The 23575-nt window shown below is 70.5% G+C and carries 13 protein-coding genes and 2 pseudogenes; 8 read left to right on the forward strand and 7 right to left on the reverse strand.

The genetic code is table 11. The annotated features are described in order from the left end of the window. Window positions 1–13: 13 nt before the first annotated feature. Window positions 14–1888 (forward strand): rhamnogalacturonan lyase family protein, encoded by a 1875-nt coding sequence (locus tag H4N64_RS16660; RefSeq protein WP_186283097.1) that lies wholly within the window; start codon window positions 14–16, stop codon window positions 1886–1888. Between the two features lie 212 nt (window positions 1889–2100). On the opposite strand, the gene H4N64_RS16665 is transcribed toward H4N64_RS16660, so the two are convergent. Together H4N64_RS16665 and H4N64_RS16670 are read right to left on the reverse strand one after the other, a co-directional pair. After that, on the reverse strand, window positions 2101–4761 hold the full coding sequence (locus tag H4N64_RS16665) for a cellulose binding domain-containing protein (protein ID WP_186283098.1): 2661 nt from the start codon (window positions 4759–4761) through the stop codon (window positions 2101–2103). 259 nt (window positions 4762–5020) lie between these two features. Continuing rightward, entirely contained in the window at window positions 5021–7939 is a 2919-nt protein-coding gene (locus tag H4N64_RS16670) for a glycoside hydrolase family 48 protein (protein ID WP_186283099.1), read from the reverse strand. A 314-nt stretch (window positions 7940–8253) separates the two neighbouring features. Here H4N64_RS16670 and H4N64_RS46750 point away from each other — a divergent pair. From H4N64_RS46750 to H4N64_RS16680, 4 genes and pseudogenes are all read left to right on the forward strand, one after another. Beyond that, window positions 8254–8319 (forward strand): annotated as a pseudogene (locus H4N64_RS46750) (hypothetical protein); the annotation flags it as partial. A 44-nt stretch (window positions 8320–8363) separates the two neighbouring features. Next, window positions 8364–8708, forward strand: a pseudogene (locus H4N64_RS45115) (cellulose-binding protein); the annotation flags it as partial. Window positions 8709–8758: 50 nt separating this feature from the next. Continuing rightward, entirely contained in the window at window positions 8759–10474 is a 1716-nt protein-coding gene (locus H4N64_RS16675) for a glycoside hydrolase family 6 protein (protein ID WP_186283100.1), read from the forward strand. A gap of 132 nt (window positions 10475–10606) precedes the next feature. Then, on the forward strand, window positions 10607–11494 hold the full coding sequence (locus tag H4N64_RS16680) for a class I SAM-dependent methyltransferase (RefSeq protein ID WP_186283101.1): 888 nt from the start codon (window positions 10607–10609) through the stop codon (window positions 11492–11494). A gap of 12 nt (window positions 11495–11506) precedes the next feature. Here the strand turns inward: H4N64_RS16680 and H4N64_RS16685 are convergent, their stop codons facing one another. After that, window positions 11507–12883: a glycosyltransferase family 39 protein gene (locus H4N64_RS16685; RefSeq protein ID WP_336246718.1), complete on the reverse strand. Its 1377-nt coding sequence runs from the start codon at window positions 12881–12883 to the stop codon at window positions 11507–11509. Window positions 12884–13085: 202 nt separating this feature from the next. Between H4N64_RS16685 and H4N64_RS16690 the strand changes: the two genes are divergently transcribed. Continuing rightward, a complete protein-coding gene (locus H4N64_RS16690) occupies window positions 13086–16397 on the forward strand; it encodes an nSTAND1 domain-containing NTPase (protein ID WP_186283102.1) in 3312 nt (1103 codons plus the stop codon). Window positions 16398–16456: 59 nt separating this feature from the next. Continuing rightward, window positions 16457–17158 carry an SDR family oxidoreductase gene (locus tag H4N64_RS16695; protein WP_186283103.1) on the forward strand — a complete coding sequence of 234 codons (702 nt, stop codon included), beginning with the start codon at window positions 16457–16459 and terminating at the stop codon, window positions 17156–17158. 46 nt (window positions 17159–17204) lie between these two features. Here H4N64_RS16695 and H4N64_RS16700 read toward each other — a convergent pair whose 3' ends face one another. From H4N64_RS16700 to H4N64_RS16710, 3 genes are all read right to left on the reverse strand, one after another. After that, window positions 17205–18041, reverse strand: coding sequence for an aldo/keto reductase (locus H4N64_RS16700; protein ID WP_336246719.1), 837 nt, complete (start codon window positions 18039–18041; stop codon window positions 17205–17207). Window positions 18042–18192: 151 nt separating this feature from the next. Next, window positions 18193–20019 (reverse strand): AMP-dependent synthetase/ligase, encoded by a 1827-nt coding sequence (locus H4N64_RS16705; protein ID WP_186283104.1) that lies wholly within the window; start codon window positions 20017–20019, stop codon window positions 18193–18195. Window positions 20020–20235: 216 nt separating this feature from the next. Then, a complete protein-coding gene (locus H4N64_RS16710) occupies window positions 20236–21102 on the reverse strand; it encodes a LysR substrate-binding domain-containing protein (protein ID WP_186283105.1) in 867 nt (288 codons plus the stop codon). Between the two features lie 160 nt (window positions 21103–21262). Here H4N64_RS16710 and H4N64_RS16715 point away from each other — a divergent pair, with 160 nt between their 5' ends. Next, complete coding sequence (locus H4N64_RS16715; RefSeq protein ID WP_186283106.1) at window positions 21263–22324, forward strand: bile acid:sodium symporter family protein; 1062 nt, start codon at window positions 21263–21265, stop codon at window positions 22322–22324. Here the strand turns inward: H4N64_RS16715 and H4N64_RS16720 are convergent. Further along, on the reverse strand, window positions 22260–23483 hold the full coding sequence (locus H4N64_RS16720; RefSeq protein ID WP_186283107.1) for a DUF4185 domain-containing protein: 1224 nt from the start codon (window positions 23481–23483) through the stop codon (window positions 22260–22262). The genes H4N64_RS16715 and H4N64_RS16720 overlap by 65 nt on opposite strands. Window positions 23484–23575: the final 92 nt, after the last annotated feature.

Below are 23575 nucleotides of genomic sequence, written 5' to 3' on the forward strand. Positions count from 1 at the left end.
GGAGGTACGTCTCGTGCAGCACCCGCACAAGCACCGCAGACGCAGGGTCGTCCTGTCCGCCCTCGGCACCGCCGCGGCCATCGTCGCGGCCGGGCTGACCTCGCTCACCGGCGCCGGCCCCGCCGAGGCCGCCACCGCACGTCAGGTCGAGGCGCTCGACCGGGGTGTGGTCAGCGTGTACACCGGCAGCGGCAACCTGGTCAGCTGGCGCTGGCTGGGCACCGACCCCGACAACGTCTCCTTCAACCTCTACCGCGCCGGTACGAAGGTCAACGCGACGCCGATCAACGGCTCCACCAACTACTTCCACTCCGGCGCCCCTTCGCACGCCGACTACACGGTCCGCGCGATCGTGAACGGCGTGGAGCAGGGCGACTCCGTCCACGCGATCCAGTTCCGCACCGGCTACAAGGACGTCCCGATCTCCCCGCCGGCCGGCGGCACCACACCCGACGGTGTGGCCTACACCTACGAGGCCAACGACGCCTCCGTCGGCGACCTCGACGGCGACGGCGCCCTCGACCTGGTGCTGAAGTGGCAGCCCACCAACGCCAAGGACAACTCCCAGTCCGGCTACACCGGCAACACCGTCGTCGACGGCATCAAGCTCGACGGCACCCGGCTGTGGCGGATCGACCTGGGCCGCAACATCCGCTCCGGCGCGCACTACACACAGTTCCAGGTCTACGACTACGACGGCGACCGCAAGGCCGAGGTGGCCATGAAGACCGCCGACGGCACTGTCGACGGAGGCGGCACGGTGATCGGCAGCTCCTCCGCCGACCATCGCAACTCCAGCGGTTACGTCCTGTCAGGACCCGAGTATCTGACCATGTTCAACGGGCAGACCGGCCGGGCGATGCAGTCCGTCGACTATGTCCCGGCACGGGGCACGGTCTCCTCCTGGGGCGACTCGTACGGCAACCGCGTCGACCGCTTCCTGGCGGGCACGGCGTATCTGGACGGCTCCCGTCCCTCCCTGATCATGGCCCGCGGCTACTACACGCGGACCGTCATCGCGGCCTGGGACTGGCGGAACGGCTCCTTCACCCGCCGCTGGACCTTCGACACCAACTCCTCCACCAACTCCGGCAAGGGGTACGACGGCCAGGGCTCCCACAGCCTGTCCGTGGGGGACGTCGACAACGACGGCAGGGACGAGATCGTCTACGGCTCGATGGCCGTCGACGACAACGGCAACGGCCTGTGGACCGCGAGGACGGGCCATGGGGACGCCCAGCACCTCGGCGACCTGGATCCGTCGACGCCGGGTCTGGAGTACTTCAAGGTCTCCGAGTCCACCTCCCAGCCCGCCGAGCTGTACATCAACCCCGCGAACGGCGCCGTCCGCTGGAAGCTGGCCGCCTGCTGCGACAACGGGCGGGGTGTGGCCGGGGATGTCTACGCGGGGAACGACGGCGCGGAGGTGTGGTCGGCGTCCGACACGAACATCCGGGACGAGGCCGGTGCCACCAAGGGCCGCGAGCCGTCCTCCGTCAACTTCCTGTCCTGGTGGGACGGGGACACGGTCCGTGAACTCCTCGACGGCACCCGCATCGACAAGTACGGCACCTCGTCGGACACCCGGCTGCTGACCGGCGCCTCGGTCCACTCCAACAACGGCACCAAGGCGACCCCGTCCCTGTCCGGCGACATCCTCGGCGACTGGCGCGAGGAGGTCATCTGGCCGACCAGCAACAACACCGCGCTCAGGATCTACTCGACGCCGCACGAGACGAACACCAGGATCACGACCCTGCTGCACGACACGATGTACCGCACTGGCCTCGCATGGCAGAACACGGCGTACAACCAGCCGCCGCACCCGAGCTTCTTCCTCGGCAACGGCATGGCCACGGCACCGCGGCCGGCCGTGTACGCGCCCTGATGTCCTGATGGATCCCGCGCCCTGCCCGCCGCCCCGGCGGTCGCAGGGCGCACTCATCGGCACATTTTGATCACACCAAAACGGCAGAGGCCGGCAGTGGCGACGCCTACACCCTGACCGACACCGTGGCCTACGAGAACGACGTCGAGGTCAGCCTGTCCGGGTTCACTCGCGGGGTGTGCGCGCCGAACACCGGCCCGCGCCCCTCGGGTTCAGCTCACCGTGCAGGACTGGTCACCGACCTTGAAGGCGGTCGGCTTGCCGTTCGTGCCCGACCAGTTGCCGGTGAAGCCGAAGCTCACCGAGGAACCGGCCGCCACATTGGCGTTCCAGCCCACGTTCTTCGCCGTGACCGAGGAACCCGACTGGGTGTGCTCGGCGTTCCACATCTGCGAGATCGTCTGACCGTTCGGGAAGGACCAGTTCAGCGCCCAGCCCGACCACGCGCTCGTCCCGGTGTTGCTCAGCTGCACTTCCGCCTGGAAACCGCCCGACCACTGATTGGTGATCTTGTACGTCACCGCACAGGCGCCCGTCGGCGTGGGATCGGGGCCGGGATCCGTACCGCCGCCGCTGTCGGAGGAGTCGCCGTAGATGACCCCGCGGCCGTTGGTGGCGATGTAGACGCGGCCGTAGACCCTCGGGTCACCGGTGATCGCCGCGCCGGTCCAACCCCACTGGTGGGCGTCGTCGTTGATGCGGGTCCAGGTGGCGCCCTGGTCGGTGGAGCGGAAGATGCCGCGCACGCCGCCGATCTTCGCGCTGGTGTAGAGCGTCTGGTACGAGGCTCCGGTCGCCGCCTTGCCGAAGCCGATGGTGTCGGCCTGCTCGACGTTCGTCAGCTTGGTGAAGCTCGTGCCGCCGTTCGTCGAGTGCCACAGCCCGTACGCGCCGTCACTGGCGCCGCCCGCGAGCCACACATCGCCCTTGGTGCCGGGCAGCGCCTTGAAGCGGACGCTGTCGCCGCTCGGCAGGCCGGTCGCGGCAGAGGCGGTGAAGGTGGCGCCGCCGTCCGTACTGACGTAGAACTTCCCGGACTTGAAGCCGTAGAAGACCTTCGGGTCGACGCGGTCGGACTCCACGATCGCGCCCGCCGGGATGCCGGAGGACGCCGACCAGGAGGTGCCGAAGCCCGTCGCGTAGTGCACGCCCGCGCCCTGCGGGCTCCACACGAACCGGCTGCCGTCGGCCGCCGCCGCGACCGTGCCGCCGCCGCTGACGCCCGAAGGGTCGGTGCCCGCGAACCAGTTGGCGCCGTTGTCGGTGGAGAACGCGATGTGCGGGCCCGAGTCCAGGTTGCCGACCCGGACGACCGTGTTCGGGTTGGACTCCGTGAAGTCCAGGCTGGTCGTCGAGGTGAAGTTGGGCTGGGTGTACATCATCGCCGGCACCTTGGTGAGGTCCGTGTGCCGGAAGCCGCCGATGTCACCGAGCGCGCTGAGCAGCGGGGCGCCCGACGGAGGCGAGGCCAGGTCGTTGACCGCCGTCTCCTCCAGGCCCTGCACCATCGGCTTGATGGTGAACTGCGAGCCGCTGTCCCAGTTGCCGAGGTTCTCGGTGCCGTAGATCGTCGCGCCCGTGCCGTACATCATGCGGTCGGAGTTGAACGGGTCGATCTCCAAAGCCTCGGTCATCCAGCCGAGTTTGGGCGTCTGCTCCGGCGGGGCCGGGTTGGCGTTCCAGGTCAGCCAGGGGGAGGAGGAGACGTCCATGGTGTAGCGGTTGGCGCGGTTGGGGTACGACGTGTAGTCCCAGGCCTTCGTCCAGGTGGCGCCGCTGTCGGTGGAGCGGAAGATCTGGGTGTCCGGCCACCAGGAGCTGTACGCCGTGGCCATCACCGTGCCCGGATCCTGCCGGTCGACGCTCAGACCGCTGAAGCCGTAGTAGGTGTCGGCCTCCGCCACCGGGCTGATGTTCGTCCAGGTGCCCGTCGCCGTCGCGTACCGCCACAACTGGCCCTTGCCGCCGTCGTAGGGGCCGCCCTTGTCGCTGTACGACAGATACAGATGGCCGTTCTCCGCGTCCAGGACGCCCTTGTGGGCCAGATAGCCGGTCGGCTGCCCGGCAACGCGTGACCAGGTCGCACCCGCGTCCGTCGAGCGGTACACCGCGTTGTCCTTGTCGGCGACCCCGACGTAGATCGTCCGGGTGGCGTTGCCCGAGGTGCCCGTGGACTCGTCGAAGGTGACCCAGACGATGCCCTGGTTGTCGGAGGCGTAGCCGCTGGTGTCGCTCGGATCCTGGGCGTAGTTGCCGACGTTGGGGAAGTTCGTCACCTGCGACCAGCTCGCCCCGGAGTCGGTCGACCGCCACAGGCCCTTGCCGCTCGGCGCGCCCAGATACAGCACGCTGTTCTTGTTCGGGTCGATCGCGAGGCGCTCGCCCATGCCCCGGCCCGGCATGTTGCCGCCCAGCTTGAACGGCAGATCCGCCTTCTGCCAGCCGGCGCCCCGGTCGGCGGAGCGCAGCACGGCTCCGTTGCCAGGGTCCCAGCTGTTGGTGTACGTGCCGACGGCCGCGTACACATTGTCCGGGTCCACGGAGTCGGAGGCGAGGCTCACCACGCCGGTGTGGCCCCAGTCGTCCCAGCCGACCGAGTCCAGCAGCGGTGTCCAGGTCTTCGACGACTCCACCCAGCGGAAGGCGCCGCCTATGTCGGTGCGTGCGTAGGCGAGGTTCTCCTCGGTGCGGTTGAACACGATGCCGGGGACGAATCCGCCGCCGTCGATACGGGCGTTCTTCCAGGTGTAGGTGTCGGCCGTGATCGACACGGCCCTGTCTGCGGGCTCGGTGGCGGCCAGCGCGGGCGGGGCGCCCGAGAGCAGCCCGGCCGCGAGCGCCAGGACGGCCGTGAGGATGCGGGTTCTTCGCACGGGAAGTCCTTCCGATGGGGGGCGGGTAAGCGCTTTCCCTACTGAGCGAGAGGTGCCGGGCGACCCCCAGTGCGGGAGGGGGCCGCCCGGCGAAGCGGCCTCGCCGTCAGGTGACGAGACCAGGTACGCGGAGCCTCTCGGGCGGTTCCGAGGAAGCACCGTGAGCTGCCGCGCCCTTCAGGGGCGCGAGGAACTGCGCGACCAGCCACACCGGACCCGCAGCCAGAACACGGCCCGACCCGCGGAGCGCCTCGCTGGGTTATTCGAGAAGCTCCGCGTACGAACCCATGGCGAGGGCGATGTCCGCCTGCGCCCAGAACCGGTGGTACGTGAACGAGGGCACCGCACCGCCCGCCAGATACGACTCGATCTTCGACCAGGCCGGGTCGTCCTCGTAGAACGAGCGGATCGAGTCGAACGTCGACGAGGAGTTGATCGCGTCGCCGTTCGGCATCGTTCCGGTCCAGCCGCTCGGGATGTAGACGGAGTCGTCGAAGCGGTTGTAGTCGGCGCGGTTCTCCGGGACGGCGATGCCGAGGGCGTCCTGGTGGTTGTCCCACATGCCGTCGAGCAGCGCCTTCGCCGTCGTCGCCGCCTCGGTGTCACCGGAGCGGTCGGCGTAGTACGTCAGGGTCTTGGCGTACGCGGCCGCCACACCGACGTCATTGGTGTAGTCGGCGACGGTGACGTGAAGGGACGCGTTGGCACCGGGGTTCGTGGCGTTCCAGGTGTCGGGCTGGCCCGACCACTGGAGCGTCGACGGGATCCGGTAGTTGCCGTCCGGGTTGACGGTGGTGTGCTCCAGCGCCCAGTCGACCCACTTGTCGAGGACCGCCTTCGCCGAGGCGTTCCCCGTCTGCTGGTAGTACTCGGCCACCCGCTCCATCGACCACGCCTGGAAGCCGAACCACTGGTTGGACGGCGGGTCGTGGTAGACGGGCTGCTGGTCGTAGTACATGCCGTAGAAGGTCGACTTGCCGGCCGGCGGGGTCGCGTAACGGCCCGCCCAGCTGTTGGTCGCGCCGCCCGCGATGGCGCCCTCGTCGGACTGGAGCCAGCGGTAGAACTCGATCTGCCGCTCCAGGGACTTGGCCCAGTCCGCCTGTCCCGTCGCCGACTTCGGCTTCAGGTCGGCGTAGCTCGCCAGCGCGTACGCGGCCATCGGGTTCTGGTAGCCGCCGTGCGCGTGGCTGGAGCCGATGCGCCAGGCCCAGCCCGCCGAGGCGTCGGTGGCACCGCCCCAGGCGTAGTACCAGGAGAGCAGGTAGTGCGAGGAGTCCTTGCCGGTGCCGGCCGCGCAGGCCGACGGACCGACACAGTTGCCGACCTTCTTGAAGTACTTGTCGTACATGGCGTAGCGCAGATAGTCGCCCATCTTCGCGGCCTTGGCGACGGTCGCGGAGATCTCGCCGCCCTTGCCCTGCGCGTCCGCCCACTTGTCGGCCCAGTACGCGGCCTGCACCGCACGCGCGTCGGCGTCCGGGGCGTTGGTGAACTTCCACTGCTTGGCGTAGGAGGCATCACCCGTGAACAGGTCCAGGTACCCGTTCGTGCCACCGTACTTGAACGCGTCACAGGTCGGCTGCGGCACCGTCTCCCACACCGACTCCTGCGCACCGCGCTGGAAGGTGTTGATGTACGAAGGGCCGGTGTCCGACGGGCCCGCCTCGCACTTGCCGGGCGAGTTGCCGTAGCCGTAGACGTTGTCCACGTCCTGCAGCCAGTGCATGCCGTAGACGTCGTCCGTGCCGTACGCGCTCTTCAGCTCGGCCGCGATCGGGTCGGAGCCGACCGGGACACCGGTGTCGAGCTTGGCCGGGTACTCGTTCGGGGTGTCCAGCTCGGGCGCGTAGGTCGCGGGCTTGGAGGCGTTGTAGAAGGAGTTGGTCGGCTGGTCGGCGTGGGTGGGGATCATGTACTTCTCCATGATCTCCCAGGCGCCGTTGAACTTGGTCCAGTCGCCCGTGACCTTGCCGTACATCGCCTGCAGCCAGAGAAGGTAGCTGTAGGCCTCCGACGTGGTCTCGTGGCCGTGGTCCGGGGCCTCCACGATCAGCGTCTCGACCGAGTGGTAGGGGATGCCCTCGGGTGAGAAGTAGCCGTTCGCGGGGTTGGTGATCTTCCCGTGGAGCTCCAGGAAGCGGGCGTCGTACTCACCCGATGCCTCGACCTGGGTGACGGTCACCGCGGCCTTCGCGTGTCCGTTCGCGGTCGACTCGAAGGTCGCCGCGCCGGTCCCCGAGGAGTCGGCGGTGATGGTCACGCGCTGCGCGGTGTTCCAGTTCGACGGGGTGAAGGTGAGCGAGGCCCCGCCGGTGACCGACAGTCCCGAATTCCCGCTCGCGCGGGCGGTGGTGACGGTGACGTTGCTCGACGGCTGCGTCGACAGCTTGATGTCGTACGTGCCCGTCTCGCCCTGCTGTACGGCCAGTTGGTTGGTCGAGGCCACCACGGCGGGACCCGAGGCGACCGTGATGCCGACCGGCGTGGACTCCGCGGACGCGCCCAGGCTGTCGTACGCCTTCGCCAGCAGGGAATGACTGCCCACGGTCAAACTGGAGACGGAGAGCGAGTAGGGTGCGCTCGTGTCCGTGCCCAGCAGCGTGGTGTCGTCGTAGAACTCCACCTTGCTGATGGTGGCGTTGTCGGCGGCCGCCGCGGTGGCCGCGAGCGGCACCGCGTCCCCTTGCGAGTAGACGGCACCCGCGGCCGGGCTGGTCAGCACCGTGATCGGGGGCTGATGGGCGCCGGTGCAGGTGGTGCCGTTGATCGCGAAGGAGCTCGGGGCGGTGTTGGTGCCGCTGTAGCTGAACTGCGCCCCGGTGGAGACCGCGGCGCCGGCGGCGATCCGGCCGTTGTACGAGGCGTTCTGCACGGTGATGTTCTGGCCGGACTGCGACCATGTCCCGTTCCAGCCGTTGCTGAGCCTCTGGTTGCCCGTGTAGGCGTAGGTCAGGGTCCAGCCGTCGATCACGTCCGTGCCGCGGTTGGTGATCGTCAGATCCGCGGTGAAGCCGGAGCCCCAGTCGTTCGTCCTGTAGTCGACGCTGCACTGGAGCGGCGCCGCCTGCGCGGGTGTGGTGCCCGTCGCGAGCAGCGTGAACGCAAGCGCCAGGGCGGCGACGACGGCTGTCCAGGCACGCCGTACCGCTCTTCGTCTCCGGGGTGGGGGATGCATGTGCTGGTTCCTCCTTGCGGCTCGGAGAAGTCAAGGCTTGAACCAGTGGGAGCGCTCCCATAGTGAGGACGGGGGTGCAAGTGGTCAAGACGCTTGAAGAGTCGAAAAGATTCGACGAACGAGGTTGAGTAAAAGTCAAGGAACTCCCCTGTCCTTTACCGTCACTTGGCGCTAACTTCGGTGACACCAGTGGGAGCGGTTCCATCAGTCGACGCGTCGGTCACGGCGCGCTGATCTGCAAGGAGTCGCTCATGCGACACCCCCCGCGTTCAGTACTTTTAGCCGTCGCCGGAGCGGTCAATCTTGTCACGGGCATGACCATTCCGGGCACCGTGAAGGTCACCAACGACGCGGCCGCGCTGAGCGGTTGGAGCCTCGGCTTCGACTTCGCGGCCGGACAGAAGGTCAGCCAGGGCTGGGAGGCGCGACCGCCACGACCACCCAGGCGTGGCAGTGCCGGCGGGACGGCGGCACCTGCCCCGGCATCGGCTACGAGGTGGCCGGGATGCAGGACCTGTCGACGCGGTGCCCTCGACCGGCGCCGAGAACGTGATCCTGGCCGGCGGGCTCGCCTACTCGAACGACCTCAGCCAGTGGCTGACGTACAGACCCAGTGATCCCACGGGCAGTCTCGCCGCGGCATGGCACGTCGACAACTGGCGGGAACTCCACGCTCGCCCCCGTCGCGGCCCAAGTGCCGCTGGTGGTGGTGGAGATCGGGGAGAACACCTGCGGCTGGGACTGCTCCTCCGGTCCCGCGCTGATCACCTGCGCGCCCTCCATCAGTAACCCCGTATCGGAAGAAGGACACCCGCACTCATGAGTCGTACCAGAACAGCGATGCTCGCCGCCCTGGCGCTGGTCGCCGGGGCCTCCGGGACGGCGTTCGCCGCCGTGCCCGACGAGGTCGGCACCGCCGCCGTGCCCTGCACCGTCGACTACAAGGTGCAGAACCAGTGGGGCACCGGCTTCACCGCCGCCGTGACGGTCACCAACAACGGTGCCGCCAAGAGCAGTTGGGCCGTGAAGTGGTCGTACGCCGGCAACCAGCAGATCACCAACGGCTGGAACGCCAAGATCACCCAGAGCGGTACGGCCGTTACCGCCGCCAACGAGTCCTACAACGGCACCCTGGGCACCGGCGGTTCGGTCAGCTTCGGCTTCAACGCCTCCTACAGCGGCACCAACGCGATTCCGGCCACCTTCACCCTGGACGGCGTGACCTGCAACGTCGACGACGGAGGCGGCGGCACCGACCCGGACCCGGACCCGCAGCCGGGCACCCGCGTGGACAACCCGTACTCCGGTGCCAAGGTCTATGTGAACCCCGAGTGGTCCGCCAAGGCCGCCGCCGAGCCGGGCGGCAGCCGGATCTCCAACCAGCCGACCGGTGTGTGGCTCGACCGGATCGCCGCCATCAACGGCGTCAACGGCGGCATGGGTCTGCGCGACCACCTCGACGAGGCCCTGACCCAGAAGGGCAGCGGCGAACTCGTCGTCCAGCTGGTGATCTACAACCTGCCCGGACGCGACTGCGCCGCCCTCGCCTCCAACGGTGAGCTCGGCCCGACGGAGATCGGCCGGTACAAGACCGAGTACATCGATCCGATCGCCGCGATCCTCGCCGACCCGAAGTACGCCTCGCTGCGGATCGTCACCACCGTCGAGATCGACTCGCTGCCCAACCTCGTCACCAACACCGGCAGCCGCCCGACGGCCACTCCCGAGTGCGATGTGATGAAGGCCAACGGCAACTACATCAAGGGCGTCGGCTACGCGCTGAGCGAGCTCGGTGACGTGCCCAACGTCTACAACTACGTGGACGCCGGCCACCACGGCTGGATCGGCTGGGACGACAACTTCGGCGCCTCCGCCAACACCTTCAAGGAGGCGGCCACCGCCGAGGGCGCAACGGTCAACGACGTCCACGGCTTCATCACCAACACGGCCAACTACAGCGCCCTGAAGGAGAACAACTTCACCATCAACGACAACGTGGCCGGCAAGTCCGTCCGCGAGTCCAAGTGGGTCGACTGGAACCGGTACGTGGACGAGCTGTCCTTCGCCCAGGCCTTCCGCAACCAGCTGGTCTCGGTCGGCTTCAACTCGAACATCGGCATGCTGATCGACACCTCCCGCAACGGCTGGGGCGGCTCCGCCCGGCCCGCAGGACCCGGGGCGGCGACCTCCGTCGACACCTACGTCGACGGCGGCCGCTACGACCGCCGCATCCACATCGGCAACTGGTGCAACCAGTCCGGAGCCGGCCTCGGCGAGCGCCCGCAGGCCGCCCCGGCGACCGGGATCGACGCCTACGTGTGGATGAAGCCGCCGGGCGAGTCCGACGGCTCCAGCAGCGCGATCCCGAACGACGAGGGCAAGGGCTTCGACCGGATGTGCGACCCGACGTACACGGGCAACCCGCGCAACGGCAACAACATGTCCGGCGCCCTGCCGAACTCGCCGCTGTCCGGCCACTGGTTCTCCGCCCAGTTCCAGCAGCTGATGCAGAACGCCTACCCGCCGCTGTCGTAAGCGGCTGACCCCGCCGGGGCCCGGGAGTGCCGGGCCCCGGCGCAGGTCGCTTTTGCGGTTACGGCAACGTCGATTGCCTCCCGACGGTGCGTCGGCGCACGCTGGCGGCACCCGGAGGAGAGGCTGGCCACCATGGCGCACGAACACGCACACAAGCACGCGCACCACCACGACCACACCGACATCGACTGGGCCGAGATGGCCGAGCACCTTCAGACCCAGGCCGAGCTGTACACGCCGCTGACCGAGCACGCGCTCGCCTGGCTGGGCGGAAAGCAGTCCGAGCCGGGTCTGATCGTCGACGCGGGCAGCGGCCCCGGCGTCGTCTCCTGCATGCTCGCCGACGCCTTCCCCGGCGCCCGGGTCGTCGCCGTCGACGGCTCCGAGCCGCTGCTGGAGCGGGCCCGCGCCCGCGCGGAGCGGCTCGGCGTCGCGGACCGATTCGGCACGATCGCCGGTGACCTGCCGGATGCCATGGCCGACCTGGACTACCCCGCCGATCTGATCTGGGCCAGCCAGAGCCTGCACCACCTCGGCGATCAGCAGGCGGCCATCGCCGCGTATGCCTCGCGGCTGGCTGTCGGCGGGACCCTTGCCCTCGTGGAGGGCGGTTTGCCGACTCGCTTCCTGCCGCGGGACTTCGGCATCGGGCGGCCGGGGCTTCAGGCGCGGATCGACGCGGTGCAGGAGGACTGGTTCGCCGAGATGCGGGCCGCTCTGCCGGGCAGTGTTTCCGTGTCTGAGGACTGGCGTGCGCTCATGGCTGCCGCCGGCTTGAAGCCCACGGGTACTCGTACCTTCCTGCTGGATCTGCCCGCGCCTGCGCCCGACCGGGCTCGTGCCGTGGCCGCCGCCACGTTCGGGAGGTTCCGGGAGATGTTCGGGGAGGCGCTCTCCGCGGAGGATCGGGGCACGCTTGATCGGCTGCTTGATCCGGACGACAAGGCGAGCGTGCACCATCGGCCGGATCTGTTTCTTCTGGCCGCCCGCACAGTCCACACCGCGGTCCGCACGGCCTGACGCCGCCCCCGCTCAACAGCCCCCTGGCCGGGCATGCACCGTGATCCGCGCACCCTGGAGCTGTCGGGTGCCGCACTCCACGAAGTACCGGTCCAGCACCCGGCGCTTCGTCATCTCCTGGGTGGTCCGGTCGAGGGGCTGCCCGGCGGGGTCGGCGACCGCGACGACGCGTTCCGTCGCGAGCAGCCGGACGCGGATTTCTGACGCGGGTACCTCCGTGCCGTACAGCGTGTGCGAGGTGGCCGGGCTGTCCTTCAGGGCCAGGTCGCGCATGCCGTGCAGGGCTCCCGGGTCGGTCAGGGTCCAGACGCGGCGGCGGGACGGCATGAACACGATCGCGTCGGCGTCGGTCTGCCCGATGGCCTGTGCGATGGCGGTGACGTTGTCCGTGCGGCTCTGGGGTGTGCGCAGGTCCAGGGTGATCGGCAGTACCGCTGCCACGGCGGTCCCCGCGGCGGTCAGCCGGATCACGGGCCGCTTGCGGAGCAGCCGGTCGAGTGCGGCGCCGACCAAGAGCGCCGTGCCGAGGTGGCCGTAGAGGACGTAACGGTCGACGTACAGCGGCTTGATCAGGGAGAGCAGCAGGAGCAGGAGGGCGGGCAGGATCAGCAGGGGGAGGGCGAGTCTTGGCAGGGGGCCCTTGACCAGTACGGCGCACCCGATCCCGAGCAGGGTCACCCCGGCGAAGCCGAGCACTGCCCCCGCGCCGGGCCCGCCGATCCACCCGACCTGCTCCGACTGGCCCATGCTCAGCACGGCGAGCGGGGCGAGGCCGGCGCCGACCGCGAGGGTTACCGTGATCCCGGCGCGGCGGGGCAGGGCGACCAGATGCGCGAGGGCGGCGAGCACCGCGAACTCGTGCAGCAGGCAGGCGGTCAGCAGTACGGCCCCGTACCCCGCCCAGGCCCGGCGGCTCCCCGACCGCACCGCGCCGAGCAGCAGATACGACGCCCAGGCGACCAGCGCGCACACCAGCGCGTAGCTGCGGCCCTCCTGCGCGTACCGCTGCACCGGCGGCAGGAGCGCGAACACGATGCCGGCGAGCAGCCCGGCCCGGGGTCCGGCGAGTCGGTGCCCGAGCAGTGCGACGAACCCGCTCGCCGCGGCGGCCGCCAGTACGGAGGGCAGCCGCAGCACCAGCAGAGGGTCCAGGTCGCCGGACACCTGGAACAGGCCGTGCATGAACAAGTAGTACAGGCCGTGCACGGCGTCGGCCTCGGCGAGTGTCCCCACGAGGTCGGGCAGCGAGCGCCGCGCCATGTCGTACGTCACCGCCTCGTCCCGCCACAGGCTGCCGCCGCGTCTCATGCCCCACAGACCGAGGGCGAGGCAGAGGACGACGGGCAGGAGGACCGCGGTGGCGGAGGTGCGCGGCGCGGGCCGTATCACGCGGGCGCGTGGGGGCCTTGAGGGCAGGAGGACGGGCTCGGGTACGTGTGCGGTGGCGATGGCCGGCTCCGGTGCGTGACGGGAGGGGTGTGCACCGACGAGTCCAGACGTCAGCGGGTTGTTGGGCAGCCCCGATCCGCGGTGCCCAACAATTCGCCGGGGGCCGGTTGTTAGCTTTGTCGGGGGAACGGGGGAGGCAGGCATGGGGCGCCGGGAGAAACCACTGGACCCGGGGGAGGGTCCGGTACAGCGGTTCGCTCACGAACTGCGCAAGCTGCGCGACGAGACGGGCGGTCTGACCTACCGCGCGATGGCGGAGCGCGCGGGCTACTCCGCGCCGACCCTGGCCGCGGCGGCGGGCGGTGAGCGGCTGCCGTCGCTCGCGGTGCTCACGGCGTATGTCACCGCGTGCGGTGGCGATCCGGAGGAGTGGGCGCGGCGGTTGCGGGAGGCCGTCGCGGAGGCGCACACCCCAGACGAGGGCGTCGGCCCCTATCCGGGCCTCGCCCGCTTCGAGACCGGCGACGGGGAGCACTTCCACGGCCGGGACGACCTGATCGGCGAACTCGTCCGGCTCACGGCCCGGACCCGGTTCGCGGCGGTCGTGGGGGCGTCCGGCAGCGGCAAGTCCTCACTGCTGCGGGCCGGTCTGGTCCCCGCCCTGCGCGGCACGGACGGTGACCGGCCGGCGGTCATCCGGCTGCTCACCCCGGGCCCCCATCCGGCCAAGACCCACCAGGAGTTGTTCACCCCGCACGACGGAGTCGGTGACACCCTCCTCGTCGTCGACCAGTTCGAGGAGCTGTTCACCCTCTGCACCGAACCCGGCGAACGGGACCGCTTCCTCGGCCAGTTGCTCACCGCGACCGACCCCGCCTCCCGGCTGCGCGTGGTGATCGCCGTCCGCGCCGACTTCTACGGCCGCTGCGCCGAGCACGGTCCGCTCGCCGAGGCCCTGCGGGACGCCGCCCTCCTGGTCGGCCCGTTGTCGCCGCGTGGGCTGCGCGAGGCCGTGGTCCGGCCCGCCGCCGCGCGCCGGATGGTCGTCGAACGCGCCCTGACGGCCAGGATCGTCGCGGACGTCTCCGGCGAGCCCGGTGGACTGCCCCTGATGGCACACGCCCTGCGCGAGGTCTGGCGCCGACGCTCCGGCAAGGCCCTCACCCTCGCCGCCTACGAGGCCATCGGCGGAGTCCACGGCGCCGTGGCGCACACCGCCGAGGCGGCCTACGCCCGCTGCACCCCCGCCGAGGCCGCCGCGGCCCGGGCACTGCTGCTGCGGTTGGTACAGCCCGGCGACGGCACCGAGGACACCCGGCGGCCCGTCGCCCGGGCGGAGCTGGACGCCGACGAGACGACGACCCAGGTACTCGAACGCCTGGTACGTGACCGCCTGTTGACCGTGGACGGCGACACCGTCGAGCTCGCTCACGAGGCCCTGATCGGCGCCTGGCCCCGACTGCGCGGCTGGGTGGAGGAGGACCGCGACCGGCTGCGTCTGCACCGGGGACTCACCGAAGCCGCCCACGCCTGGGCCGACTTGGGCCGCGACGCGGGCGCGCTGTACCGGGGGATACGGCTGACTGAGGCGAGGGAGACCTTCGGCGACGGTTCCGAACTGAGCCGCCTGGAACGCGACTTCCTGGCCGCCGGCGTCGCCGCCCACGAGGACGCCCGCCGTTCCGCGGCTCGGGCGGCCCGCCGCCTGCGCGCGCTGACCGGCGCCCTCGCGGTACTGCTCTGTCTGGCGGTGGTCGCGGGCGTGGCCGCCTGGCGGCAGAGCGGGGTCAGTTCCCGGCAGCGCGACGAGGCCGAGGCCCGCCGGGTGGCCGCACTCGCGGACACCCTGCGCGCCACCGAACCGCGCACCGCGATGCGCCTCGCCCTCGCCGCCTGGCGCACCGCCGACCTGCCGGAGACCCGCACGGCGTTGCGCACGGCGGCGGCCCAGAGCGAACAGGACGCCTTCGTCCAGCCCGAGGAGGGCGGCCGTGCCCTGAACGCGCCGGCGTGGCACAGCAGCGACGGGCGGATCCTGACAACCGCCGTGCACGACAGGGCCGTTCAGTGGGACGTGCCGGAACACCGGCGGCTGCGGTCGGTGCCGCTGGAAGGGCTGTCCGAGGGCGTGGTCGATGTCAGCGCGGACGGACGCCTGATCGCCTACCGCACCCCCGGCCGCCGGGAAGGCCTGGTGATCGCCGGTCTGACGGACGGCAGCACGTACCGCCTGCCGACCGGCCCCTGGACCGACACCGACGTCGCGTTCGGGCCCAGCGGAAAGACGCTCGTCCTACGGCGGCTCGACCACGGCTCGGCCGACGGCCGGGCCACGCTGGAGGTGTGGGACGTACGCCGGGAGCGGATGCTCATGCGCTACGACCGGGGCGACGACGACGGAGCCCTGCCCGTGCTCAGCGCCGACGACCGGCACCTCGCCTGGTGCGCGCGGGACGGGCAACGCCTGCGGATCCTCGATGTCGCCGAGCGGCGGCTGGTGACCGGCGAGGCGTCCCCCGCGACCCAACGCGCCGTGTGCCAGGGCGAGCTCACCTTCACCTCCGACCAGCTGGCCGTGGCGTCCGGAACCCCCGAGGGGGTCGTGACCTGGGACTTCCGGGCCGGGCGTGAGCGTCCCCCGCTGCCGATCGCGGGTGGTGCCAACAGCGTGGAGTTCGCCGGAGACTATGCCCTGGCGTGGGGTCCGGGCAGTCTCACCGTGTGGCGTACGGACCTGCCGGAGCCTTCCGACGGAGGCCCGCGCGAGCCGCTGCTCGCTCTTTCGCCCGCCTCCTCGGCGATCGGCGACATCCGGCTCGACCTGGGCGGCGGAGTGCTGCGCTTGAGGGAGGGCGGCCGGACCAGCGTCGTACGGACCTACTCGCTGCACGGATTGGCGGGGCGGACGTGGACGGACGACAGGGCCGCGGCACGTGACGAGATCGGTGGCCGGACGCTGGCCGTCCTGGGGCGCATCGCCCTCACGGCGGAGGGCGCGGTGGTCGACGCCTCAACGGGCGGGAAAATCAAGGGAGTCAAAGGGGTCACTGACGAGGACTTCCTGCGCGCCGCCGCCTTCAGCCCCGACGGCCGCCATCTCGTCGCCGAGGATTCGACGGGGCGACTGACTCTGTGGGACGCCCGCACCTGGCGCCGGGTCGCCGTCCTGCGAGCCGCGGCCTCCACCGTCCACCGTGCCGCCTTGGCGTTCTCCGCCGACGGCTCGCTCCTCGCGGCCGGTGCGCCCGACGGATCCGTGCAGGTGTGGGAGACGGCCACGCCCGCGCTCAAGCCGGCCACCCTCCCGGCCGGAGACGGCCCGCTGGTCGGCCTCGCCTTCACCTCCGGCGAGGTGCGGATCACCAGTGCTCATCTGCCCGCGAGAAACCTCCCGTTGGCGCCCGAGCGCGCCGCGACCGAGGTGTACGCGCGAGCCGCTGGCGGGGCGAGCGAGGCGGAGTGGCGCCGCCACCTGCCCTCGGTGCCGTACCGGAAGACCTGCGGCGGGGCTTGACTTCGAGAACGCTCCAAGTGATGAACTCCCCCTCACCGAACAACAACAGGGGGGTAACCATGACCGACTCTCCGGTCGCGCTCATCACCGGCGGCGGCAGTGGTATCGGGGCCGCGGCCGCTCGGCAGTTGCTGGATGCCGGGCACCGGGTGGCCGTCACCGGCCGTGGGGAGGCTCGGCTGCGTGGCTTCGCCGAGGAACTCGGGGAGCCCGAGGGGCTGTTGACGATCGTCGGGGACGCCTCGGACTACGAGCCGATCAAGGGCGCGGTGGAGACCACGCTGAAGGAGTTCGGGCGGATCGACACGGTCGTCGCCAACGCCGGTATCGCCACCCATGACTCGGTCGCCGAGGGAGACCCGGCCGGCTGGTCGGAGATGATCCTGACCAACGTCCTCGGACCGGCGCTGCTCATCCGCGCCTCGATCGACGCCCTGAAGGAGACCCGGGGCCGGATCGTGCTGATCGGCAGTGTCGCCGGGTTCGTGCACACGCCGGGCAACCTCTACGGCGCGACCAAGTGGGCGGTGACCGGGCTCGCCGAGAACACCCGCCGTGAGGTGACCGAGTGGGGCGTCGGCGTCACACTGATCGCGCCGGGCCGGGTGGAGACGCCGTTCTGGGACAGCTACGGCAGCCTGCCGCCGGGGCATCTGCTCACCGCCGACCAGCTCGCCGACTCGATCGTCTGGGCGATCCGGCAGCCGCACGGAGTCGACGTCAACACCGTCGTCGTACGGCCCATCGGGCAGCCCAACTGACCTGCGGGGGCGGCCCGTTGGACCGGGCCGCCCGCGGCGGAGTGAGTCAGGCGACGTCGAAGGTCGCCGGGTCCGGACCGATCCGCCGGTCCTCGTTCAGTGCGCTGATCGCCGCCAGGTCCTCGTCGTCCAGGCTGAAGTCGAACACGTCGATGTTCTCCCGGATCCGGGACGGCGTGACGGACTTCGGGATCACCACATTGCCGAGCTGGAGGTGCCAGCGCAGCACGACCTGGGCCGGGGTGCGGTGGTGCTTCTGGGCGATGGCCACGATGGCCGGGACCTCCAGCAGACCCTTGCCCTGGCCGAGCGGCGACCAGGCCTCGGTGGCGATGCCCTGCTCCGCGTGGAGCTCACGGGAGACCCGCTGCTGGAGATGCGGGTGCAGCTCGATCTGGTTGACGGCCGGGACGATCGACGTCTCGCCGATCAGCCGCCGAAGGTGCTCCGGGAGGAAGTTGGACACGCCGATCGCCTTGACGCGGCCGTCGGTGTGCAGCTTCTCGAACGCCTTGTAGCTGTCGACGTACTTGTTCCTGGCCGGCAGGGGCCAGTGGATGAGGTACAGGTCGACATAGTCCAGGCCGAGCTTGGCCAGCGACTCGTCGAAGGCGCGCAGCGTGGTGTCGTACCCCTGGTCGGCGTTCCAGAGCTTGGTGGTGACGAAGACGTCCTGGCGGGGGATGCCGGAGGCGGCGATGGCCTTGCCGGTGCCCTCCTCATTGCCGTAGATCGCCGCTGTGTCGATGCTGCGGTACCCGGCCTCCAGCGCCGTGCTGACCGCCTGCTCCGCCTCGTCGTCCGGCACCTGCCAGACGCCGAAGCCCAGCTGGGGCATCTCGACGCCGTTGTTGAGGATGATCGGGGGGACCTTGCTGCTCACTAGCTCTTGATCCTTACGGTTGTCGTCAGGTGGTACTGACATCGTCAACGATCACGGGCCGGGATGCATTCCTGATCACGGAATCCGTACGGATCGCGCCGTCGGACGTGATGGTGAACGTCATGCGCGAACGTGAACGACCTCTGAGCCGTCAGGCCTGGTACAAGGCCTCCACCTCGCCGGAGTAGGCGTTCTCGATCGCCTTGCGCTTCAGCTTCAACGACGGGGTGAGCAGGCCGTGTTCCTCGGTGAACGGCTGGGCCAGAATGCGAAACGTACGGATCGACTCGGCCTGTGAGACGAGGGTGTTCGCGGCGACCACCGCACGCCGTACCTCCGTCTCCAGGTCGGCGTCGCGCACCAACTGGGCCGGGGACAGCTGCGGTTTGTCCCGCATGTTCAGCCAGTGCTCCACGGCCTCCTGGTCGAGGGTGACCAGGGCCGCGATGTACGGGCGGTCATTGCCGACGACGATGCACTGGGCGACCAGCGGATGGTCCCGGACCCGCTCCTCCAGCACTCCGGGCGAGACGCTCTTGCCGCCCGAGGTCACCAGGATCTCCTTCTTGCGCCCGGTGATGGTGAGATAGCCGTCCTCGTCCAGCGAGCCGAGGTCGCCGGTGGCCAGCCAGCCGTCGTGCAGGGTCTCGTCGGTGGCCTTCGGGTTGTTGAGATAGCCCTGGAAGACATTGGCGCCGTTCAGCCAGATCTCCCCGTCGTCCGCGATGTGCACGGTCATCCCGGGAATCGGCTGCCCGACCGAGCCGTAGCGGGTGCGCTCGGGCGGATTGGCGGTGGCGGCCGCCGTGGACTCGGTCAGGCCGTAGCCCTCGTAGATGTGCACGCCCGCGCCCGCGAAGAACAGGCCGAGCCGGCGGTCCATCGCCGAGCCGCCGGACATCGCGTGCCGGATCCGGCCGCCCATCGCGGCCCGCATCTTGCCGTAGACGAGCTTGTCGAAGAGCTGGTGCTGGATCCGCAGACCGGCCGAGGGCCCCGGACCGATCCCCCAGGCCTTGGCCTCCATCGCTTCCGCGTAGTTCACAGCGACCTCGACGGCCTTCTCGAAGGCGCCGGCCCTGCCCTCCTTCTCGGCCTTGCGGCGGGCGGCGTTGAAGACCTTCTCGAAGATGTACGGCACGGCGAGGAAGAAGGTCGGCTTGAAGGCGGCGAGGTCGGGCAACAGGGCGGCGGCGTTCATCTGCGGCTGATGGCCGAAGCGGACGCCCCCACGGATCGCGGCGACCTGCACCATACGGCCGAAAACATGGGCGAGCGGCAGGAAGAGCAGGGTCGCCGCCTCGTCGCCCTTCTTCGAGTGGAACACCGGCTCCCAGCGCTCGATGACCGTGTCCGCCTCGTACATGAAGTTGCCGTGCGTGATGACACAGCCCTTGGGGCGGCCGGTGGTGCCGGAGGTGTAGATGACGGTCGCGACCGAGTCGGGGGTGACCGCCTGACGGTGCCGGTGCACCACCTCGTCGTCGAGGTGGGCGCCCGCGTCGTACAGCTCCTGGACACAGCCCGCGTCCAGCTGCCACAGCTCGCGCAGCCGCGGCAGCCGGTCGATGACCGTGGCGATGGTCATCGCGTGGTCCTCGTGCTCGACGATCGCCGCCGAGACCTCCGCGTCGTACAGCATCCAGAAGCACTGTTCGGCCGAGGAGGTCGGGTAGACCGGCACCACCTGGGCGCCGATGGTCCACAGCGCGTAGTCGAAGAGCGTCCACTCATAGCGGGTGCGGGACATGACGGCGACCCGGTCGCCGAACCGGACGCCCCGGGCGAGCAGCCCCTTGGCGAGGGCGAGCACCTCGTCGCGGAACTCGGCGGAGGTCACGTCCCGCCAGCGGTCGGCCTCGTCCTTGCGGCCGAGTGCCACATGGGCCGGGTTCTCCTGGGCACGCTGGAACACCACGTCGGCCAGTCCGCCCACCGGCGGTGCCAACGCCAACGGAGGGTTGGTGAACTCGCGCAATCCCGCTCCCCGCTCCCCGTTCCTCGTGACGCTCAGCGCTGGCCGTGAAAGCTACCCCACCCTCCGGCGGGGCGGGAGGGGGTGGAAAACCGGGCGGGGTGCGGGTGCCCTCGTGTCAGTCACTGAAAATGCACTCACATGGGGAAGGGTCGGACAGAAAACTGACGGTTGAGTAAGTTTCGGTGCCGTAATCTCCACCGAATCTGTACGACCCACTCAGCGCCGGTGCAGCCGCTCCCCGCCCGCCAGGATCGCCGCCGCCAGCGCCTCCGCCGCCCCCTGCGCGGCCGTACGCCGCCGACCATGGACCAGGACGAAGTCCACCCGGCCCAGCTCCGGCAGCAGCCCCGACCGCTCCGGCATCCGTACCAGACCCGGCGGGATCAGCCCCCGAGAGTGCGCCATCACGCCCAGCCCCGCTCGCGCCGCCGCGATCAGGCCGTTGAGGCTGCCGCTCGTGCATACGATCCGCCAGTCGCGGCCCTGGCGCTCCAGCGCCTCCAGGGCCAGGGCGCGGGTGATGCCCGGTGGCGGAAAGACGATGAGCGGCACCGGCCGGTCGGGGTCCAGACGCAGCCGCTCCGCTCCGATCCACACCAGCCGGTCGTGCCAGACCAGCTCGCCGCGCGGGTCCTCGGGGCGGCGCTTGGCGAGGACCAGGTCCAGTTTTCCGGCGGCCAGCTGCTCGTGCAGGGTGCCCGAGAGCTCCACCGTCAGCTCCAGATCGACCTCGGGGTGCTCGTACCGGAAGCCCTCCAGGATCTCCGGCAGCCGGGTCAGGACGAAGTCCTCCGACGCGCCGAAGCGCAGCCGCCCGCGCAACCGGGTCCCGGTGAAGAAGGCCGACGCCTGTTCATGGACCTCCAGGATCCGCCGGGCGAAGCCGAGCATCGCCTCGCCGTCCTCGGTCAGCTCCACGGAGTGGGTGTCGCGGGCGAAGAGCTGCCGGCCCGTCGCGTCCTCCAGGCGCCGTACGTGCTGGCTGACCGTGGACTGCCGCAGCCCGAGCCGCTTGGCGGCCTGGGTGAAGCTCAGGGTCTGGGCCACCGCCAGGAACGTACGCAGATGGGAAGGGTCGTACACGCCCTCAGGTTATCGCGGAACGTGATGACAGTCAGAGTGGTATGCCGGATTCCCGATCGGCCCGGCGCGGAGGACGATGGAGAGGGCACGACCGTGCCCGGGAACCGCACGTACAGCGAAGTAGTGGAGCACAGTGAAACGCCTGCGATGGCCGCGTTGGATGCCGATCGACCCGTTCATCCTGCTGCTGCTCGGGACGGTGGGCCTCGCCGCGCTGCTGCCGGCGCGCGGGACCGGGGCCGAGGTGGCCTCCGGCGCCTCCACGGCCGCCATCGCCCTCCTCTTCTTCCTCTACGGCGCCCGCCTCTCCACCCGTGAGGCGCTGGACGGACTGCGCCACTGGCGCCTCCACGTCACCGTCCTGGCCTGCACCTTCCTCGTCTTCCCGGTGCTCGGCCTGGCGGCCCGCGGACTCGTCCCGGTGATCCTCACCGACCCCCTCTACCAGGGCCTGCTCTTCCTCACCCTGGTGCCCTCGACCGTGCAGTCGTCGATCGCGTTCACCTCGATCGCCCGCGGCAACGTGCCCGCCGCGATCTGCGCGGGCTCCTTCTCCTCACTGGTCGGCATCGTCGCCACCCCGCTGCTCGCGGCGAGCCTGATCGGCGGCAGCGCCGGCGGGTTCTCCGCGGACTCGGTGGTGAAGATCGTGCTGCAACTGCTGGTGCCGTTCCTGGCCGGACAGGTGCTACGGCGCTGCGGAGTCAGAAGGGGCCGCGCGAAGCGCGTCGAGCAGGGTGGCGGTGGGCGACGGGTGGGCGGCTTCATCGCCCGGCACAAGAAGGTCCTCGGCCTCGTCGACCGCGGCTCGATCCTGCTGGTCGTCTACACCGCGTTCAGCGAGGGCATGGTCCAGGGCGTCTGGCACCAGGTCAGCCCCGCCCGGCTGGCCGGACTGCTCGCCGTCGAGGCCGTGCTGCTCGCCGTGATGCTCTCGCTGACCTGGTACGGCGCCAAGGCGCTGCGCTTCGACCGCGAGGACAGGATCGCCATCCAGTTCGCCGGCTCCAAGAAGTCCCTCGCCGCCGGACTGCCCATGGCGAGCGTCCTGTTCGGCGCGCACGCCTCGCTGGCCGTGCTGCCGCTGATGCTCTTCCACCAGATGCAGCTGATGGTCTGCGCGGTGATCGCCAAGCGGCGCTCGCACGACAAGGAGCTCAGCCCTCGGGCGCCAGCCGCAGACTCACGAATCGCGGTCGGTACAGGGACACGTTCCGGCTGAGGTTCGCCGCGGCGCCGTTCGTCTCCAGCCAGTTGACGTCGTAGCTGAGCACCAGCCGCCCGTCCTCGCTCAGTTCGGGATGGGTCTGCGGGTTGTACGCGGCCACCTGGCCGTCGGGCAGGGCGGGGCTGAAGTCCTTGGCCGGGCCGTGCCAGGGCCCGGTGGGCGAGCAGGACCAATAGGAGGTCACGGTCGTCAGCCCGGCCCCGCCCGCCGCCATCGTGAACAGCACGTAGGTCCGCCCCTCGCGCACCACCGAGAAGGCGCTGCCCACCCCGGTGCGCCGCTCGTCCCCGAGCACCGCGCGCGGGCGGGCCCCCGCCGCCCACTCCTCGCCGTCCCAGTACTCCCAGGCGCCCGGATCGGCGAGCCCGCCCTCGGGCACCCGGGCCACATACGCCCGCGAGGCCGGACGGGACACCGCCCGGCCGTCGTCGCCGCCGAAGACGTACGTCCAGCCGTCCTCCTCGACCAGCGTCGTGCCGAACAGCACGCGCCGGGACGGATCGGCGACGAGCTGCTGGTCGAACACCTTCATCGTCGACTCGACGCGCAGATCGGGCAGCGAGACCGTGGCGACCTCGGTGGCGGTGGGCACACCGTAGATCCACGGCGCCTGGCCGCTCGTCCGCACCCACAGCAGCACCCGCAGCACCTGTTCCGAGGAACCGGGGGAGCGGGGCTCGACACGGGCCGCGACCGGCCAGCGCCACTGGCCCGGCGCGGGGTCGGCGAAGAGCGGCGCGGGGAGGGTGCTCTCCAACCGGCCGTCCCGCATGACCACGGCCGAGTTGCGCACCATCGGGGCCGTGGTGTCCCGCCAGGCATAGGATTCGCCGACCGGGTTGGGCGGGGCGTACACCTGGCCCAGATAGGTGTCCGAGAACAGCCACAGCACCCGTCCGTCCGGCAGCCGCACCGAGTGGGTGCCGTCGCCGCCGGTCCAGTCGTCGGTGCGGGAGGCGTCGTCGCCGTAGCGCGCGAACTCGGAGGTGAGCCGTTCGTCGGCGGACCAGGCCCGGACGGTACGGGGCGAGCAGGCGCCGTCGCTTTCGTCGTCCTCGGGGAGGGCGGTGAGCAGCACGGCGCCGAGGACCAGGGCCAGCAGCAGGCCGAGCCCCGTTCCCGTCCGGTGTCGTGCTCGTGCGTCGTCGGGCACGCTCCGGGACGTTAGTGGCAGGGCCGCACCCGGTCCATGGTGCCTCCGAACGCGGCGCGTTCATGGGCCAGGGTGAGATTCACAAACTGACG

The sequence above is a fragment of the Streptomyces cupreus genome (genome assembly GCF_014257025.1).
In the GTDB taxonomy this organism is placed as follows: domain Bacteria; phylum Actinomycetota; class Actinomycetes; order Streptomycetales; family Streptomycetaceae; genus Streptomyces; species Streptomyces cupreus.